Annotated in this window: 13 protein-coding genes; all 13 read left to right on the top strand. The window is 36.4% G+C overall.

Annotated features, from left to right (window positions below; translation table 11 throughout):
* The first annotated feature begins 17 nt into the window (after positions 1 to 17).
* The 13 genes from EHV10_RS08365 (at position 18) to EHV10_RS08305 (ending at position 18,601) form a co-directional block, all read left to right on the top strand.
* Positions 18 to 1,283: an HlyC/CorC family transporter gene (locus EHV10_RS08365; protein WP_128674254.1), complete on the top strand. Its 1,266-nt coding sequence runs from the start codon at positions 18 to 20 to the stop codon at positions 1,281 to 1,283.
* A complete protein-coding gene (locus EHV10_RS08360; protein WP_128674253.1) occupies positions 1,283 to 1,927 on the top strand; it encodes an HAD-IA family hydrolase in 645 nt (214 codons plus the stop codon). The genes EHV10_RS08365 and EHV10_RS08360 overlap by 1 nt, the downstream gene beginning before the upstream one ends.
* Positions 1,921 to 2,241, top strand: coding sequence for a hypothetical protein (locus tag EHV10_RS08355; protein ID WP_128674252.1), 321 nt, complete (start codon positions 1,921 to 1,923; stop codon positions 2,239 to 2,241). Before EHV10_RS08360 ends, EHV10_RS08355 begins: the two co-directional genes overlap by 7 nt.
* A complete protein-coding gene (locus tag EHV10_RS08350; RefSeq protein WP_128674251.1) occupies positions 2,229 to 2,771 on the top strand; it encodes an NUDIX domain-containing protein in 543 nt (180 codons plus the stop codon). Before EHV10_RS08355 ends, EHV10_RS08350 begins: the two co-directional genes overlap by 13 nt.
* A gap of 114 nt (positions 2,772 to 2,885) precedes the next feature.
* Positions 2,886 to 4,025 carry a trans-sulfuration enzyme family protein gene (locus EHV10_RS08345; protein ID WP_128674250.1) on the top strand — a complete coding sequence of 380 codons (1,140 nt, stop codon included), beginning with the start codon at positions 2,886 to 2,888 and terminating at the stop codon, positions 4,023 to 4,025.
* Between the two features lie 12 nt (positions 4,026 to 4,037).
* Positions 4,038 to 5,210 carry a MalY/PatB family protein gene (locus EHV10_RS08340; protein WP_128674249.1) on the top strand — a complete coding sequence of 391 codons (1,173 nt, stop codon included), beginning with the start codon at positions 4,038 to 4,040 and terminating at the stop codon, positions 5,208 to 5,210.
* A 161-nt stretch (positions 5,211 to 5,371) separates the two neighbouring features.
* Positions 5,372 to 7,630 carry an endopeptidase La gene (gene lon, locus EHV10_RS08335; protein ID WP_128674248.1) on the top strand — a complete coding sequence of 753 codons (2,259 nt, stop codon included), beginning with the start codon at positions 5,372 to 5,374 and terminating at the stop codon, positions 7,628 to 7,630.
* Between the two features lie 67 nt (positions 7,631 to 7,697).
* Positions 7,698 to 8,867, top strand: a complete 1,170-nt coding sequence (locus EHV10_RS08330) for an iron-containing alcohol dehydrogenase (RefSeq protein ID WP_128674247.1) — start codon at positions 7,698 to 7,700, stop codon at positions 8,865 to 8,867.
* 119 nt (positions 8,868 to 8,986) lie between these two features.
* Positions 8,987 to 9,496 carry a QueT transporter family protein gene (locus tag EHV10_RS08325; protein WP_128674246.1) on the top strand — a complete coding sequence of 170 codons (510 nt, stop codon included), beginning with the start codon at positions 8,987 to 8,989 and terminating at the stop codon, positions 9,494 to 9,496.
* 276 nt (positions 9,497 to 9,772) lie between these two features.
* Positions 9,773 to 11,197 (top strand): S-layer homology domain-containing protein, encoded by a 1,425-nt coding sequence (locus EHV10_RS08320; protein ID WP_128674245.1) that lies wholly within the window; start codon positions 9,773 to 9,775, stop codon positions 11,195 to 11,197.
* A 7-nt stretch (positions 11,198 to 11,204) separates the two neighbouring features.
* Positions 11,205 to 15,635 (top strand): S8 family serine peptidase, encoded by a 4,431-nt coding sequence (locus tag EHV10_RS08315; protein WP_128674244.1) that lies wholly within the window; start codon positions 11,205 to 11,207, stop codon positions 15,633 to 15,635.
* Positions 15,636 to 16,379: 744 nt separating this feature from the next.
* Complete coding sequence (locus EHV10_RS08310; RefSeq protein WP_128674243.1) at positions 16,380 to 16,784, top strand: YbgA family protein; 405 nt, start codon at positions 16,380 to 16,382, stop codon at positions 16,782 to 16,784.
* Positions 16,785 to 16,948: 164 nt separating this feature from the next.
* Positions 16,949 to 18,601, top strand: a complete 1,653-nt coding sequence (locus EHV10_RS08305; RefSeq protein WP_128674242.1) for a glycosyl hydrolase family 18 protein — start codon at positions 16,949 to 16,951, stop codon at positions 18,599 to 18,601.
* The last annotated feature ends 14 nt before the right edge of the window (positions 18,602 to 18,615 follow it).

Raw genomic sequence — 18,615 nt, 5'->3', positions numbered from 1 at the left:
CGATTATAGGAGAAATTTTGGAAACGAGTGACATATTACAGTTAGTCATTTTGGTATTATTATTGTCTGCTTCAGCATTTTTTTCATCCGCTGAAACGGCCCTCATGACTTCAAATAAATTAAGAATAAGAAATTTGGCGGAAAACGGTGATAAAAGAGCCGAAAAGGTTTTGGAAATCACAGCAAATACGGATAAGATGCTTTCCGCTATTTTGATTGGAAATAATATAGTAAATCTTTCCGCTTCGGCACTGTCCACTACACTTACATTAAAGGTGTTCGGCAGCAGTCTGGTAGGTATTGCTACAGGTATATTGACATTCCTTATACTGGTATTCGGCGAAATAACACCTAAGAATGTAGCATCAAAGAATGCAGAGAATATTGCGTTAAAATATATCGGAATTATTTCCGTATTGGTCGTTATTTTGACACCTGTAATCTATGTGGTAAACAAGGTTGCCGGAATCGTTATTTCCCTCTTCGTTAAAAATAATGATGACAATAATATGGTGACCGAGGACGAACTTAGAGCAATGGTGGAAGTCAGCCATGAGGACGGAGTTATTGAAAAAGAAGAAAAGAAGATGATTGTAAATGTGGTGGACTTCGGAGATACGGTTGCCGGAGATATAATGCTCCCGAGAGTCGATATGGTGATGGTATCTGTGGAATCCTCTTATGAAGAGATACTTAAAATCTTCAGAGAAGAGAGATACACAAGAATACCGGTGTACGAAGAAAGCCCTGATAATGTTATCGGAATACTTAATGTAAAAGACTTTTTGCTGATAGAGGATAAGGAGACTTTTTCTGTAAAGGAACATTTGAGAGAACCTCTTTATACCTATGAATATAAAAAGACTTCATCACTTATGGTGGATATGAGAAAGACAGGTGCCAATATAGTAATAGTACTGGATGAATATGGTACCACTGTAGGACTGATTACTCTGGAAGATATGCTTGAAGAGATTGTAGGTGAAATCAGAGATGAGTTTGATGCCGAAGAGGATGAAGGGATAACAAAGATTTCCGAAACGGAGTACCTTATAGACGGTTCAACAAATCTGGATGATGTCAATGACAGAATCGGACTGGAACTTAGTTCGGAGGAGTATGAGTCTATTGGCGGAATCATAATGGAGAAGCTTGGAAGATTGCCCGTAGAGGGAGAGATTATCACATTTGACAATATTATACTGACAGTAAAGAAAATGGATCATGCAAGAATTGAGAAGGTAGGATTAAAGTTAAAACCTTCTTTGGTTAAGGAGCAGTAATGAAGCAAAAGCATATTTTATTTGATTTGGACGGAACTATAGTAAGGTCAGACCTCGGTATTACAAAGGGCGTACAAAAATCACTTGAGCACTTCGGTATATATGAGGAACTTGATGCTTTGAAAAAGTTTGTAGGACCTCCGATGGTGGAGAGCTATACAAATCTTTACGGATTCAGTTTGGAGCAATATAAAGAGGCGCTTGATGTATTCCACGATTATTACAGATCTGTAGGTATATTTGAATGTGAGCTTTATGACGGTATAGAAGAGATGCTTAATAGCTTGTCAAAAGAATATAAGCTTTATGTGGCGACTTCAAAGCCTGAAAGAGAGGCAAAAAGAGTAATTGAGCATTTCGGACTGGAAAAATATTTTACATTTGTAGGCGGTTCCGACGGAGACTTTAATACAAAAAGAGACACAAAGACTGCAGTGATTGAGTATGTGCTTGAGACAAACAAAATAATGGACAGGAACTTTGCTATAATGGTAGGAGACAAGAGCCATGATATAGTAGGTGCAGGTAATACAGGTCTTAAGAGTATCGGAGTACTTTACGGTTATGGCGGCTTGGAGGAGTTTGAAGGCGCAAATTATATTGTAAGGAATGTAGAAGATTTGAGAGATATGTTTTTATGTTAAAAAAAGGTGACTTGTTAAATATAGGATATTATGATTATGGCCAATATTTCACAGGAAGTCTGGAGGGTGTAAGATTCAGGTTGGGAAGAGATCCGCTTGAAAAGGTTAATTTTACGCCTAAGGATAAGAGGGGCGAGGCCAAGCTGAAACTGACAGTATGGCCTGAGCCCTTTAATTTTGACCATACTGAAGATGATAAGAAAAAAGACCGGTATTTTGATTATACAAGTGTGGGACTGGATGAGGCGGTTGAATTTTTAAACAATATGGCACAGACATTAAAGTCGGATAAGGAGAAAGCATGGGAGATATAATCAGAGAAAAAAGAGAGCTTGCTTATGAAGGAGCAATTGTAAAGGTATATAAAGACCATATGCTGATAGACGGCAGAAAAGCTGTATGGGATTATATACAGCACAACGGTGCGGCTGCAGTAGTACCTGTACTTGAAAACGGTAAGATACTTTTGGTACGTCAGTACAGAAATGCGCTGAACAGATATACTCTTGAACTTCCGGCAGGTAAGGTGGATTCTAAGGATGAGCCGAGAAGAATATGTGCATTCAGAGAACTTGAAGAAGAGACCGGTTATAAGGTTGCTGCACCGGATGAACTTGAGTTCTTGATAAGAATTGATACTATGGTTGCTTTCGGTGATGAGGAAATTGATATCTTTGTGGCAAGAAATCTTATTAAGAGTGAGCAGCATCTGGATGAAGATGAGAGCATTGATGTGGAAGAGTGGGCACTTGATGATCTGGTGGATTTGATTTACAAGGGTGAATTGAAGGATTCAAAGACGGTGGCTGCCATTATAGCATATAAGAATAAGTATAATTTATAGATATAGGCTTTCCTTATAACCAGAGCAAGAAAACATCTTATTGACCGAGAAAATATGAGACTGTAAAATGTTTTCTATTGTTAATAATAGTTTTTAGAAAAGTCAGGTGAATTTATGAATATTGAAACATTATGTGTACACAGTCCAAATGAAGATAAGAATGCTCATGCATACGGTGCAATGACGGTGCCTATATTTCAGACAGCTACCTTCTCTCATCCGGGAGTAGGCGAAAGTACGGGATATGACTACTCACGTCAATCAAATCCTACAAGAACGGAGCTTGAGGACTGCATAAGCGCTATGGAAGGTGCTTATGATACGGTGGCGACTTCTACCGGAATGGCGGCATGTTCTTTGGTACTTGAGCTTTTTAATTCAGGTGATCACATAATATCTCAGGAGGATATTTACGGCGGAAGTACCAGACTCTTTAATACACTTGGAATTGAAAGAGGCAGAAAATTCAGCTATGTGGATACAACAAAGCCTGAAAATGTACTAAATGCAATAAATGAGAATACAAAGGCTATATTTATTGAAACACCAAGCAATCCTACAATGCTTGTTACAGATATAAGAGAGATGGCAAAGATTGCAAAGAAACATAAACTTTTATTGATTGTTGACAATACTTTTTTAAGTCCGTATTTTCAAAACCCGATAAAGCTCGGTGCGGATATTGTCATCCACAGTGGTACAAAATATATTGCAGGTCATAATGATACTTTGGCGGGGTTTGTATGTACTGCAAATGAAGAATTATCTGAAAAAATCAGATTTATGTATAAGACAATAGGTCCAAGCCTTTCACCATTTGACAGCTTCCTTGTACTTAGAGGACTGAAAACATTGGCTGTAAGAATGGACAGAATACAGGAAAATGCATTAAAGATTGCAAACTTCCTTAAAGCAAATAAAAAGGTTACAAATGTATATTATGTAGGTTTGCCTGAACATCCGGGATATGAGATAAACAAATCTCAGTCAAGCGGTTTCGGTGGAATGATTGCATTTACAACAGATACTGCCAAAACTGCAAGGGATGCATTTGAAAAAATTGAAATAATAAAATATGCGGAAAGTCTTGGCGGAGTAGAGTCTTTGATTACCTTCCCTATGATACAGACACATGCGGATGTGCCTGTAGAGGTAAGAGAGAGACTTGGAATAACAGATACGTTTTTAAGACTTTCTGTCGGAATAGAAAATGTAGACGATCTGATAAAGGATCTTGATAGGGCATTGAAATGATAAGGGGGATATATGTACGATTTTGATAAGATCACAGACCGAAAAGGTACAGACAGCTTGAAGTTTGACTGTGCAAAGCTTAGAGGTAAAAAAGGTGACGAGCTTTCACTCTGGGTTGCAGACATGGACTTTCCTGTGGCACAGCCGATTACAGATGCTTTGCAAAGAAGAGTGGACCATGGAATCTACGGATATACGGAAGTACAGACAGACTATTTTGAAGTGGTAAAGAACTGGTTTGTAAAGAACTTTTCATGGGAGCCTAAAAAAGGTACATTAGTTAAGACACCGGGAGTAGTATATGCCATAGCAATGGCTGTAAAGGCATTTTCAAAAGAGGGAGACGGTGTTATTATACAACAACCTGTATACTATCCTTTCAGTGAGATGATACTATGTAATAACAGAAAGCTTATCAACTCTCCGCTTGTAATCAAAGACGGCAGATATGAGATGAACTTTGAAGATTTTGAAAAGAAGATAGTGGACAATCAGGTAAAACTCTTTATACTTTGCTCTCCACATAATCCGGTAGGTAGAGTTTGGAGTAAGGATGAATTAAAGAGAATAGGAGATATCTGTATAAAGCACAATGTGGTTATCTTCAGTGATGAGATTCATGCGGATTTTGTATATCCGGGAAATAAGCATACGGTATTTGCTTCATTGGGAGAAGAATATGCTAAAAACGCCGTAATAGCTACAGCACCAAGTAAGAGCTTTAATATAGCAGGTCTTCAGGTTTCAAATATTTTTATAGAAAATAAGAAGCTTAAAGATGCTTTTAAAAATGAAATAGTTAAATCAGGATATTCACAGATGAATACTATGGGACTTGTAGCTGCAAGAGCGGCCTATGAGTCCGGACAGGAATGGTTGGATGCTGTAAGAGAGTATATAAAGGGAAATCTTGATTTCCTCAGAGATTATTTAAAAGAGAATATCCCACAGTTAAAGCTTATAGAGCCGGAAGGCACATATCTTGTATGGGTGGACTTTAGAGAACTTGGTCTTACCGAAGAAGAGAGAGAAGATCTCATAGTAAATAAAGCAAAGCTTTGGATAGATTCAGGGGCTATGTTCGGCGTAGACGGAGAGGGATTTGAGAGATTTAATATCGCATGTCCGAGAGAATACTTGAAGATGGCACTTGACAGTTTGGCAAAGGCGATTAAGAGTTTGTGAATTAATTTTACAAAATCTAATTATCACTTGACGGATGAGAGTGCCAGTGATATAATTTAGCCATATACATGGGGAGGTTGTAAACAAGCCATTGTTTCAACCTCTTTTTTATAAATTCACCTTAGCACTCTTTAATAATAAGTGCTAGTAAAGGAGGCTATATGATTTTAATACCGACATACAATACGGTGGTTTTACCGGGTTCAAAAATATATTTCAGAAAAGACTATTTACAGGAGGCCGGTGTAGATAAGATATCTGTTGGTGAAAAGGTAACATTTCTTTATCTGAGAGAGCCGAAAGATAAAGATATTGCAATGGAAGATATCTATCCTATAGCTGTTGCCGGACAGGTATTATCTGTAGATGATGAGGGTGGTGCCAACCTTGAGGCATTTAACAGAATTAATGTTGAATATATAGACTTTGATACACAAAATGTCATCGGAGTACAAAGACCTGAGATAGATGATCTGGATCCTAATGATGCAAATGCAATGCTTGTAGGACTTAGAGATGAACTTTTAAGTTATGTCACCAAGTTTCAATGGGGGCTTATGGCAAGAGGCTATGTACTGGCATGGAAGAATATGAATGAGGTGATGGTAGGACTTTCACCTTTTATGAATATTACTCCTGAAGAAAAATATGCTGTGCTCTCAGAGGATTCAACCAAAGCAAGGGCTGAGCTTATAGCTCAATATGCCAGAGAGTTTATGGCTATAAATGAAGTAAGTGAAGAGGCAAAGCAGGCACAAAAAGAGCTTCATGAGAAGGCATATAGGGAAGATGCTATTAAAAAGCAGATAAATTTCTTGCAAAAAGCTTTGGATGAGATGCATCCTGAAAATATTTCCGAAGTAAGAAAGTTTGAAGAAAAAATAGAAAATTCGGGAATGAATGAAGTTGCCAGAAAAGAAGCCGACAATGTTTTAAATAGAATGAAGCAGGAGGGTAAGGACAGTCATGAGTATGGACTTCTTTACAATTATTTGGACTTTGTCACTTCATTACATTGGAAAAAAGAAGAGCCGAAGGATATAGAACTTGATAATGCTATGGAAGTCCTTGACAGAGAGCATTATGGACTTAAAAAGGTTAAAAAGAGAATTATAGAGCAACTGGCGGTAATGTCTTTAAATAAAAAACAAAGCGGATCAATACTTCTTTTTGTAGGCGCACCGGGTACGGGTAAGACCAGTATAGGAAAGAGCATTGCAGAGGCACTTGGCAGAGAGTATGTAAGAATCTCTCTCGGAGGTGTCAGAGATGAGGCCGATATCAGAGGACATAGAAGAACTTATATAGGTGCAATGCCCGGAAGAATAATGGACGGCATGAAAAAGGCCGGTACATCAAATCCTGTGATGGTACTGGATGAGATTGATAAGCTTGCATCATCATACAATGGAGATCCTGCAAGTGCACTTCTTGAAGTACTTGACCCGGAGCAAAACAATACTTTCACAGATCATTATATGAATGTACCGTATGATCTTTCAGATGTATTATTTGTATGTACCGCAAACTCTCTTGATACCATACCGGGACCGCTGCTTGACAGAATGGAAGTTATCAGATTTACAGGCTATACCGCACTTGAAAAGTTTTCTATTGCAAAGGATCATTTGATACCAAAGGCAAAGAAAAAGGCGGGAATCAGTGAGGACAATCTTATAATAGAAGATGAAACTATAAAGGCACTTATAAACGGCTATACTATGGAAGCAGGAGTGCGTGGATTAAAGAAGCAAATAAGTGCTCTTTGCCGACATGCCGCAGTTGAGCTTGTTAAGAACAATAAAGAAATATTGGATGTAAAGCCTGAAGATCTGCAGGAATATCTTGACCAAAGACCGATAAGACATGAGAGTATATTGGAGAAGAAACAGGCAGGAGTAGTTACAGGTCTTGCATGGACTGCTGTAGGCGGAGAAATACTCTTTATAGAGACAATGCTTACAAAGGGCAAGGGCAAAGTGAAGATTACAGGACAGCTGGGTGATGTAATGAAAGAGAGTGTGGATATTGCACTCAGCCTTGTAAAGAATATGTACCCTGAAAGTCATGAAGTATTTGAAAACAATGATATTCATATCCATGTACCTGCCGGAGCAGTGCCAAAGGACGGACCGAGTGCAGGTATTACAATGACTACAGCGCTCTCATCACTTGTAAATAATATTCCGGTATCACCTGAGTATGCCATGACAGGTGAGGTTTCTTTGAGGGGAAATGTAATGCCTATAGGTGGACTTCCTGAAAAACTTATGGCCGCTGCCAGAGCGGGAATAAAGAAGGTATTTATTCCTGATGAGAACAAGGATGATCTAAAAGAAGTGGCAGAGGAAGTTTTGAATGAACTTGAAATAATTCCTGTAAAAAGAGTTGAAGATGTACTGAGTGTTGTATTAAAATAAAGCTAATATTGCAGTGATTTTGGAAATAAAATTCCCGGTTTGCGCATGTGAAAAGTGGAGGTACAACATGCTTAGTTTTAAACACGATATTCCTACAAAATTGTATTTTGGAGAGGGACAGATAAAAAGATTGGCAAAATCATTGGAGCCGTTCGGTAAAAATGTTTTGTTCGTCCTTGGCGGCGGCTCAATCAAGAAGATGGGGCTTTATGATGAAGTGATAAAGATTTTAAAGGAGAATAATTTCAATATCACCGAATGTGACGGAATTGAGCCGAACCCAAGGATAACTTCAGTAAAACGAGGCGTAAAACTTTGCAAGGAGAACAATATAGATGTGATCTTGGCAGTAGGTGGTGGAAGCACCATTGACTGTGCAAAGGCAATAGCGGTAGGATATTACTATGAGGGTGATGACCTCTGGGAGATGGTGAAAACAAGCTTTAGAAGAGCAAAAGCACTTCCACTTGTAGATATACTTACACTCAGTGCAACAGGCTCGGAGTTTGATGCCGGCGGAGTAATATCAAATCTTGACACAAATGAAAAGCTTGGTGCGGTATATACCTATCCTGCAGTAAGTATATGCGATCCAACATATACTTATACAGTATCACCTTATCAAACAGCTGCAGGCAGTGCAGATATAATGAGCCATATATTTGAAGGATATTTTTCAAGAACAATGGACAGCGATTTATCGGACGGAATATCGGAGACTATATTAAAGTCTGTTATGAAAAATTGTAAGATAGCACTCAAAGATCCTACAAACTATTCTGCAAGAGCAAATCTTATGGCAAACTCTTCCATAGCTTGCTCAGGTATACCGGAATACGGTAAGCAGGAAACGGGATGGCCATGTCATGCAATGGAACATGAACTGTCTGCATATTATGATATTACTCATGGAGTAGGTCTTGCTATTTTAACGGTAAGATGGATGCGCCATATTCTTAATAAAGATGCAAGTGCTACAGAGAGATTTGTAAAATTTGCAAAGAATGTAATGGGGCTTAGCGGTGATGATGAGAGAGCGTTGGCATTTGCGGGAATAGATGCACTTGAAAATTACTTTAAAGAGACAGGTATTCCTATGACTCTTACAGAGCTTGGTATTGATGACAAACATTTTGTGGCAATGGCTGAGCATGCAAATATCGGAGGATATTTAAAAGATGCATTTGTAGCACTTACAAATGAGGACATAGTTGAAATCTATAAGGCATGTTTATAGTATAAAACATATTAATACTATAAAAACACTTGATTTATTTTCTAAAATACCGTAAAGTATCTAGCGTACTTGGTGAGTTCGAGACCTTCCTCACCTAAAACAAAACTAAAGGAGAAAAAATGAAAAATATTACAACAAAAATGATGGCACAGAGTGCAGTCATAGCGGCAGTGTATGTAGTGCTTACACTTGCATTTGCCCCTATCAGCTTCGGTGCTATCCAGTTCAGAATTTCTGAGGCACTTTGTATTCTGCCGTTCTTTACAGTGGCGGCAATACCCGGAGTTAGTATAGGATGTCTTTTGGCAAATATACTTGGTGGAGCGGCACTTACTGATATTATATTCGGAACATTGGCTACACTTATAGGTGCAATATTAAGCTACAGACTCAGAAGTATTTCAAAATGGTTGGTATGTGTACCACCGATACTTGCAAATGCAATTATTATTCCGTTTGTATTAAAGTATGCTTACGGTTTACCGGATTTGATACCTTACATGATGCTTACAGTGGGTATAGGAGAAGTCCTTGCGGTAGGCGTTTTAGGTAATTTATTGATGCTTGCTCTTGAACCGAAAAGTTCGTTTGTTTTCGGAAGCGAGAACAAGGTTAGCCAAAAAGTTTAGAAAATAAAATTTTTTATAATGAGATATCCTGACAAAGTCACAAGGACAATATGCCTTGTATTTGTCGGGATATTTTTTTATGTAGAGATTAATTTTTTTCGAAAAAATATGCATATTATTTACATTTCACATTTTTCTGCTATAATTTACTACTATATGTATATATAGATATTGTTTAGCCAATAAGTGCGATTAAAAAAATTAAAGTGATTTATCTTTTTATGTCCGGACAAATTCAGAAGATACAACACTTTAGAATAAAATTAGGAGAAACAAATGAGTATGAAAAAAGCAATAAAATTTACTTTGTTGTTAAGTATAGCTATATGTATTCAATTATTTTTTAATGCTCCAATTGCAAAAGCGGAGCAAAAAAAATATATGGATAACGAAGTAAATATCAGCAAAAAAGACTTGATTATATTACTTGAAAAGCTTTCAGGTAACTTGGGATCCGACATAGCGGACATAGGAAATTACGCAAATGCGGATGAAGAGTATATTAAAAGCTCTGCAGAGAAATTAAAAGGACTAAATATAATAGATGAGCATGTATCATTTGCCAATCTTTATGAAAGTCCTAAAAAGGAAGAAGTCTATTACCTACTTGCAAGGTATATAGGCATTGGAGCGGCTGAGGGAAAAACAGCTTTTATTGATGATGAGAAATTGCAGTCATGGTCAAGAGGCTATATAAAAGAATTGGAGAACCTTGGTGTTATTGAAGGAAAAGATAAGAACTTTGAGCCGGATAAAGTGTTAAACAGAGGTGAGTTAAGGAATGTAATTAAAGAGCTTTTCCTTACGGTTATCAATACCTCTCAAAATTTCAAGGTGGATGAAAACAATAAGTCAAAGGCTTTTATAGTTGTCAATACCAATGATGCCGTTATAGAAAATATTAAAATACATAATCCGATACTTATAAACCAAAAGGCGAGTAACGGAAAATTAAGAATAATGAATTCAGATATAAGTAAAATCTATATTGCCGCAGGAAGTCAAAACTTTGAGGTGCAACTTTCAAACTCAAAGTTACAATCGGCAAAAAGCCTCGGTAAAAATATTACCTATACAAGTTTGGGATCTGACGGGAAGGTAGTACCTTTGCCAAATCCGGAGGAGTATAAACCTGAAGGTAGAAAGCCGGTTAAGAAGATAATAAAGGGAAGTAGAAGTCACAGTTCATCAGGCAGTTATTTTGGAAACAACAGTCAAAAAGAAAATAAATCTCAAAGTGATAAAGAAACTGAAGAAAAAGCAACACCTCAAGACAAGGATATAGTTAAGCCGGAGGAGAAGACCGGTACCGGAAAGATTACTGAAAATAAGAAAACTCAAAGCGAAGTCCCTCCCAAAGTAAATGAAGGTGCTCATAATGAAGGTGACAAAAACAGTGCAACACAAAATTTGAGTGAAGACTTTATAGTACTGAATGAACATTTATATGCCGATAAAACATTAAAATATAAAGCCGCTCAAGGAGTGAACCTTGAAGACAAAGCACTTATAGGGCTTAAATTAAGCGGAGAAAATAACGGAGTAAAGCTTAATGTAAAGTGGGAAGGTGATAGTCTTCAGCAGGTAAAAAACTCTCAAAAAGGAGAATATCGGCTTGCTGTAAGCAGCTTAGAGGATCTTGTAATCAATGACAAGAACTATGGTAAGGTAAAATTTATAGTTAAAATAATTATAGAATAGGTGAGTTATGAATAGAATAAGTAAAAAACTTGCCTTGTTTTGTGCCGTACTTCTTATAAATCCCTTGGTTTCTACAGCTAAGCCGGGATTTGCGGCACAAAATAACGGGGATAGAGTTTCAGAGTATGTAAAAGAGGCAGATAAAAAATTAAATTCGGCTGATATAGATGCCGAAAAAAATGAAGATAAGCCAAAAGAGCTTAGGCTTATAATAGAGCTTGATAAGGACTCCTTGATAGAAGAAGCCATAAATAAAGATATGGACTATGATAAACTGGATGATTCCTTTATAGATGAAAAAAAGCAGGAGTTGAAAGAAGATCAGGACAAGCTTGTAACAGATATAAAAAATGAGGATATAAAGGCGGATTTTAAGGAGATAAGGCACTATGATACAGTATTTAACGGTATATCATTAAGTGCCGATGCGACTGAAATAGAAAAAATAGAAGCGCTTCCCGGAGTAAAAAGCGTGTATGTATCACAGGAGTTTCAAAGACCTTATCTTAAGTCTTCAAACAGTATAATAGGTTCGGGATATGCGTGGAATACGCTTGGCTACAAGGGCGAGGGCAGCGTTATTGCAGTAATAGACTCAGGTATAGATTACAGACATAAAGCACTTAGACTGGATGAATCGGTACATCCTATGTATACAAAGGCAGATATAGAAAAGATAATAGCTGAAAACGGATTAAAGGGCTCTTATTATTCGGATAAAGTACCTTATGGCTATAATTATTATGATTTTAATAAGAACTTACGTAACAGTTTCGGTGTAATGCACGGTATGCATGTATCTGGAATAGCTGCAGCCAATGATGTCGAAAACAGTATTTTCGGAGTAGCGCCTAATGCACAAATACTTGCACTTAAGGTGTTTTCAGATGACCTTGAGTATCCTACAACATTTACCGATATTTGGTTGAAGGCCTTGGATGATGCTATAACATTAAAGGCTGATGTAATAAACTTAAGCCTGGGAACGGCAGCCGGATTTTCAATGGAGAACAGAGCTTATCCGGAAAATGAAGTTATAGAAAAGGCAAGAAAAGCCGGAATAGTAATTTCGGTAGCTGCCGGTAATGACGGAAATATTACTTCCGGAAATATAAATAATGTAGAACCTTTAAAAGAGAATTATGATACCGCTTTAATTGCAAATCCTGCTGTAAATGAAGGAACTATAGCAGTTGCATCCATGGAAAATACCAAAAGACATATGTATGTCATAAGGTGGAAAGACAGCTGGGATGCTTATGTAAATGAAGAGATGGATTTGCATAAAGGAGAAAATCCGAAAAAGATAATAAGTGCGGATATATTTGATTTAAAAAATGCTAAGCAAGAGCTTATTAAAAAAGAAAATATAGAAGGTAAACTGGTACTCTTTGAGATTCCTACCACAAGGGACAGTTTAGGATTCGGGGATAAGCTTGAGGCAATAGCCGAATTAAAACCTGCCGCCATTGTTTTTTACAATAACAGGAGCATGGCTGAGCAGATAGGCGGAAATCTTGAAGTTCCCGGTAATGCGGGAAAGCTTACCTGTATCCGTATAAAAAGAAGTACCTATGATAAGTTAATGGAGGAATACGGTTATAATAATAATCTGAGACCTGAAATATTTACTGAAATGACTGATGTCGACAATGTAGCGGCAGGAAGTGTTTCAAAGTTTTCTTCGTGGGGGCCCACTCCCGATCTTAGAATTAAGCCGGAGATAACCGCTCCTGGAGGACATATATACTCAAGCGTTGAAGACGATAAGTATAAGGATATGTCCGGTACTTCCATGGCGGCTCCTCAGGTAACCGGAGCTACAGCTATACTTAAACAATATATAAAGGCAAAGAATATACAAACAGATAACAGTTCTGAATTTATAAAACTTTTACTTATGAATACTGCCACTCCTTTAAAGGATGAGGGGATTTTTGAAGATATACCCTATTTTGTAAGACAACAGGGAAGCGGTGCTCTAAATATTGAAAATGCATTAAAAACCACTGTAGTAGTAAGGGCGGAAGGAACCAATGACAATATAGCCGACGGAAAGCTTGAGCTTAAAGAACTTAAGGATAAAAGTTTTGATGTAAGACTTAGTCTTGAAAACTTTGGAGACAGTACAAAAAGCTATGATATAAATTCGGTTGCACTTTATGAGCCTACAGACGGTAAATACAGGCTCCAAAGATCTGAAATATTACATTCAAATGAGTCTAATATAAGCAGAGAGATAAGCGTGGAAGCACATTCATCAGCAAGTATAGATTTTACTATGGATTACTCGGATGCCGTAAACTTTGAAGAGGACAACTTTATAGAAGGTTTTATAAGCCTTAAGGACAAAGATGGTATATCAGATCTTAGTATACCTTTCCTCGGATTTTATGGAGATTGGGGCAAACAAAAAGCTATAGATGCATTTCAGCTTCCTGAACTTGGAAGTGAAAAAAGAAATGTACAATTTTTTGTAAATAAAAATGCGGGAGTAAGCTCTTCAATGCTTGGAACAAGTATGATGCTTAAACTTCCACTGTACAATAATGAAATATATTTTTCACCGAACAGTAAGTACTATCCCGATGTGGCGGCAAGAATAGCACCACTCAGAAATATGGAGCAGATAGAGTATTCAATACTTGATGCTAAGACAGAGGAAACTTTAAGAGTTTTAGGAGTTTCAAAGCAGGTAAGGAAGCTTAGCAGACTTTCAGTCAATAAAAGCTTTAAGTTTATGCCGGAGTCGGTATGGGACGGGAAAATTGGCGAAGGAATTGCAGAGGACGGTGCCGAGTATATATATTGTATAAAGGCAAAGCTTAATACTAATAATGTAGGAGGCAACGGAGAACAGGTCTATAAATTCCCTGTACGTGTGGACAGCATGGCTCCTAATCTAAGTACCGCTGATGAAGTGCAGGTAAATGATATTGACGGCAATATGAAGGAGATAGTATTTAATGTTCATGACAAGGGCATAGGTATAGAGAATGTATATTTGCAGTCAATAAGATATACACAGGATGATAAGGCCGATACAAGTATAAGGTATGGAAAATCCTTTGTTATAAGATTCCAAGATGAGCCTATGAAGGATGGAAAAGAGCTTGTAAAAGTTGAAGACGGCAAGCTGAATATACCTTTGGAAGCAGTACCTGACAGCCCAACTGCAAGGGGGGAAGTATATGTTTATACCAACGGTTACAGAAATTCAAATATTGAAGTACATTGTCCGTATTTCACAGATACTTCAGATCTTATAATAGATGCCGTTGACTATATGGATAATAAAAGCAGGACCACGCTTTCAGAGGTCAGAGAAGGCAATTATAATCAAATTAATTTCCTTAACTTTTTTGACTATATAAGCAATAAAAATGCAAGCGTTTATGTAAACGATATAAAGCTTGATGATATGACTTACAGTCTGATAGAAAAGGAAGCGGTGATTAGGATAAAGCTGGCGGATGAAGAGTCACATTTGCATAAACTTACTTTGAAACATGATAATATCGAAGAAAATATTATTTTGGATAATAAAGTAAATTCCGAAATATCAAAAAAATACAATTTTAAATATGATGAGGACAAGCTTTACTATGAATTTACAATAAATCCTATTGAAACAAGCTTTGATATTACAACAGTATTTAGAGACGGAAAGCCTATGCAAAATACTCATGAGAGCATGGAAGAAGCAGGTATTACAGATATCACAATTAATAATGCTACTGCGTCAAATGCAGAAAAGAAACCCTATCCTGCAGTATTCCTTAAAACACCTGAGTTTTTTGATGTACTTGGCAATACAGAAGGTGAAGAGAAGCAGATAGATGTATCAGGTTTTGTAGGATATGTGGACGAGGATGACAGTGTAGAAAGTGTGCAAATAAAGCTTGTAGATAATGACGGAAATGAACTTTCAAGTCCAATAAATATAGGAAAAGAGGATTTTGTAAAAAGCAATATTATCTATAGAAAAAATGGAAATGTAATATATAAGGGCGAGGCCTATTCTTTTGAAAGTAAACTGAAGCTTGAAGCATTTAATGTTAATATAAAAGTTGAGGTAAGTACTAAAAACGGAAAATCGGCAAGTATGGTAAGAAGATTGTTCTACGATAAGATAAATCCTTTTATTGATTATAAGGTATATGAAAGAGAACTTGATTCCGATATGGTAAAAATAAAGATTCGCTCACGTGATAATTCATTTAAATTAAATCTTTATAACGGAGACTCACTTATAGGTACTGATGATAAAACCTCAATTTCTTATATTGAAGGTAAAGACGGTAATACTACGCAGATAGTTACACAAATAGAAGTTCCGCTAAACGAGGGGCAAAACAGTATAAAAATAAGTGCCATAGATCTTGCCGGAAATAAATCTGAAAAGACCATATACATCTATAGAGCAAAAAATAATTAGTAGAAGAAGGAGAGCTGTTTAGGGCTCTCTTTTTATTTTACACAATCTATCTTGCCATATATCGACCGAACAACTATTCCATATTGCGTGTAAAGCGTTTGAGGGTTATAATTTATGTAAAGACGGAGAAAGGAGAAATTTATAAATAACTTTTATAAATGATAGTTTAGCCATCAAAGTCCCCAATATAAAAGTTAAAATTCTAAAATTCAATTTCTATGAAATAAACCTGTCAATCTGTAGAACAGGAAATCATAGTATTCTAAATGATTATTCAATCTGAAGATCCCAAATACGATTTTTACATACAAAAATATATAAAAATACTACTTAAAGCAAAGCCCACGCAGGTTGTAGCGAATATATAAGTTGCAGACAGATAGGTTTTTATATATTGCATAAAAACCGTCTGACTCTATGTAAAAAATCAAATAAAGAATGGTTTATAACTGTTAAGTATCAATGAAAGAAGTGTCACAGTAAAGGCTTACTAGGTAGCCGCTCATTGATACCTAACATATTGAAAAATAAAGAAGGCCATGTAAGTATAACTGTCAGGATATGAGATATATTTTGGCAGTTTTTGTATTGTAAATATTGAATCGTCAGAGATTTATTTTAAGCTTTGACTATATTATTGTAATTATATTTGATACAATATGACGATATTAGTTTTGAATTTGTTTAATCTTACGTAATTTATTATAATATTAAACATTCAAGTATTTTGAAAGAAAAGAGAGTATGAGTTATAAAAACATAAGGAAAGAATGCGAAGAGCTGTGGGCAAAAAATAAATACTATGTACTGAGTAAATCACATAAGGAATATCTCGGGCTAAGAGAGTACCTGAAAGGGAATGAATTGGATGTTTCATTTCTGAAAGAGAACATACAAAAAATAAAAGACATGAATGAGAGTAGGAAAGATTTCAGCAATGCCGTTCTTCATGTGTGGGGATATTTTAAAGAGTATGCAAGTGCTGTAGAGAAACAAGAATTATTTAATATATTAAATGAATATATGGAAGAGAGAAGCAGTCAGACAGTTGTAATTGACTATATAAACACTTTACTAAAGAAATACCCAAATGAATATTTGGAAAACTCCACTTTCTTAACAGGAGAATATAATGAGACTATGGCATGAAAAAATCATACATTTATTACCTAAAAACCGGCTGATTGTACAGTATAGATACTTTTTCCGGAACGTAAAATTTCGCCTATAAAAATATTATCTTAAATATTTATACATATTTATGATATATAATAGTGAAGGCTTTACAATAACTTATTTTTTATGGAGGAAAAGTGAAGAAGAAGGTTTTAATAGGTATTGTTGTAGTTCTATGTATCATACTTGGAATTATATTTATATCAAGAGAAATGGATGGAATTATAGGCTCAAAAGAGAAGGTTACGCAGGAGCAGTTATATCAGGTAGAGGGTGATGAAGTAGCGCTTGTATATAATTATTCTTTACAAAAGGCCAAGGCAATATATAAAGATGGAGTAGTATATGTACCTCTAAATTGGACCAGAGCCATACTCAATGATAAATTTTATTACAGTGATGATGAAAAGCTTCTTTCATACGCTTTGCCTACAGAAATAGTATATGCAAATTTTGAGAATGTGGATAATAACGGAAAGCCGCTTTTGCTTGAATCGGACGGAAAGGTTTATTTGTCTATAGAAACCATAAAGGCTTATACAGACGTATGGGTAGATTCATATACTGACAGTGAAATTAAAAAAATGTATATCAATAATACTTTCGGTAGTTATGATGTTGCTACAATAAAGTCAAAGTCGGGACTGAGAGTAGATGCCGATAATTGGTCTGCAAGTATAGAAAATGCAGAACTTAAGAAAGATGAAAATGTTACAATAGTTGAGCAAAATGAGAAGTGGTATAAAGTTTTCACACAAAGCGGTTTGATGGGATATGTAAAGAAAAATCACTTGAAAAATTTCACAAAAGCTGAAAGACAAAGTGCGTTTGTAAAGCCGGAATATACTTCAATATCAATGGATGAGAAGGTTGTTCTGGGATGGCACCAGGTAACGACAGCTGCCGCAAACAGCGGTATGGAGAAGGTTGTTGCAAATACAAGCGGGATGAATGTAATATCACCGACATGGTTCAAACTTTCAGATAATAAGGGCAATTATACTTCTATAGCAAGTAAGGATTATGTGGATGCGGCACATAAAAAGAACTTACAGGTATGGCCTTTAATTGATAATTTCAGTAAGGATATCAGTACATTAAAGATACTATCTTCTTCCGAAAACAGAAAAAATCTTATTTCAAATCTGATTGCAGATGCAAAGAAATATGGTTTTGACGGAATAAACATAGATTTTGAGTCACTTACTCAGGATAATGCACCGCATTTTATCCAGTTTATCAGAGAGCTTTCTGTTTCCTGCAGAAACAATAAAATTGTATTGAGTGTGGATGTACCTATTCCGGCATCTTACAATATGTATTATGAGAGAGATGAGTTGGCTGAAGTTGTGGATTATGTAATAAACATGGGATATGATGAGCATTACAGCGGATCTGATGAAGGAAGCAGTGCTTCTATAGACTTTGTAAAAAATTCTATTACAGACAGCCTTACAGAAGTACCTAAGGAAAAACTTATAAATGCTGTTCCGGTATATACAAGAGTTTGGACCAAGGAAAACGATAAGGTTACATCAACGGCGCTCGGAATGGTAGGAGCAGCTACATGGGTAAAGGAAAATAATGTAAATCTTACCTGGGACGAGGAAGTGGGACAGTATGTAGGGCAAACCACGGTAGGAAATGCCACCAAGTATATATGGATGGAAGATGAGCGCTCTATGAAACTCAAAATGGATGCGGTAAAAGAAGCGGACTTGGCGGGAGTAGCGGTTTGGAAACTGGGACTTGAACCGAAAGAGATTTGGGATGTTATATCATATAAATGATAATGGATATGCCC

The sequence above is a fragment of the Lachnoanaerobaculum gingivalis genome (assembly GCF_003862475.1).
Lineage (GTDB): Bacteria > Bacillota > Clostridia > Lachnospirales > Lachnospiraceae > Lachnoanaerobaculum > Lachnoanaerobaculum gingivalis.
This window is presented reverse-complemented; position numbering and strand designations above follow the sequence as displayed.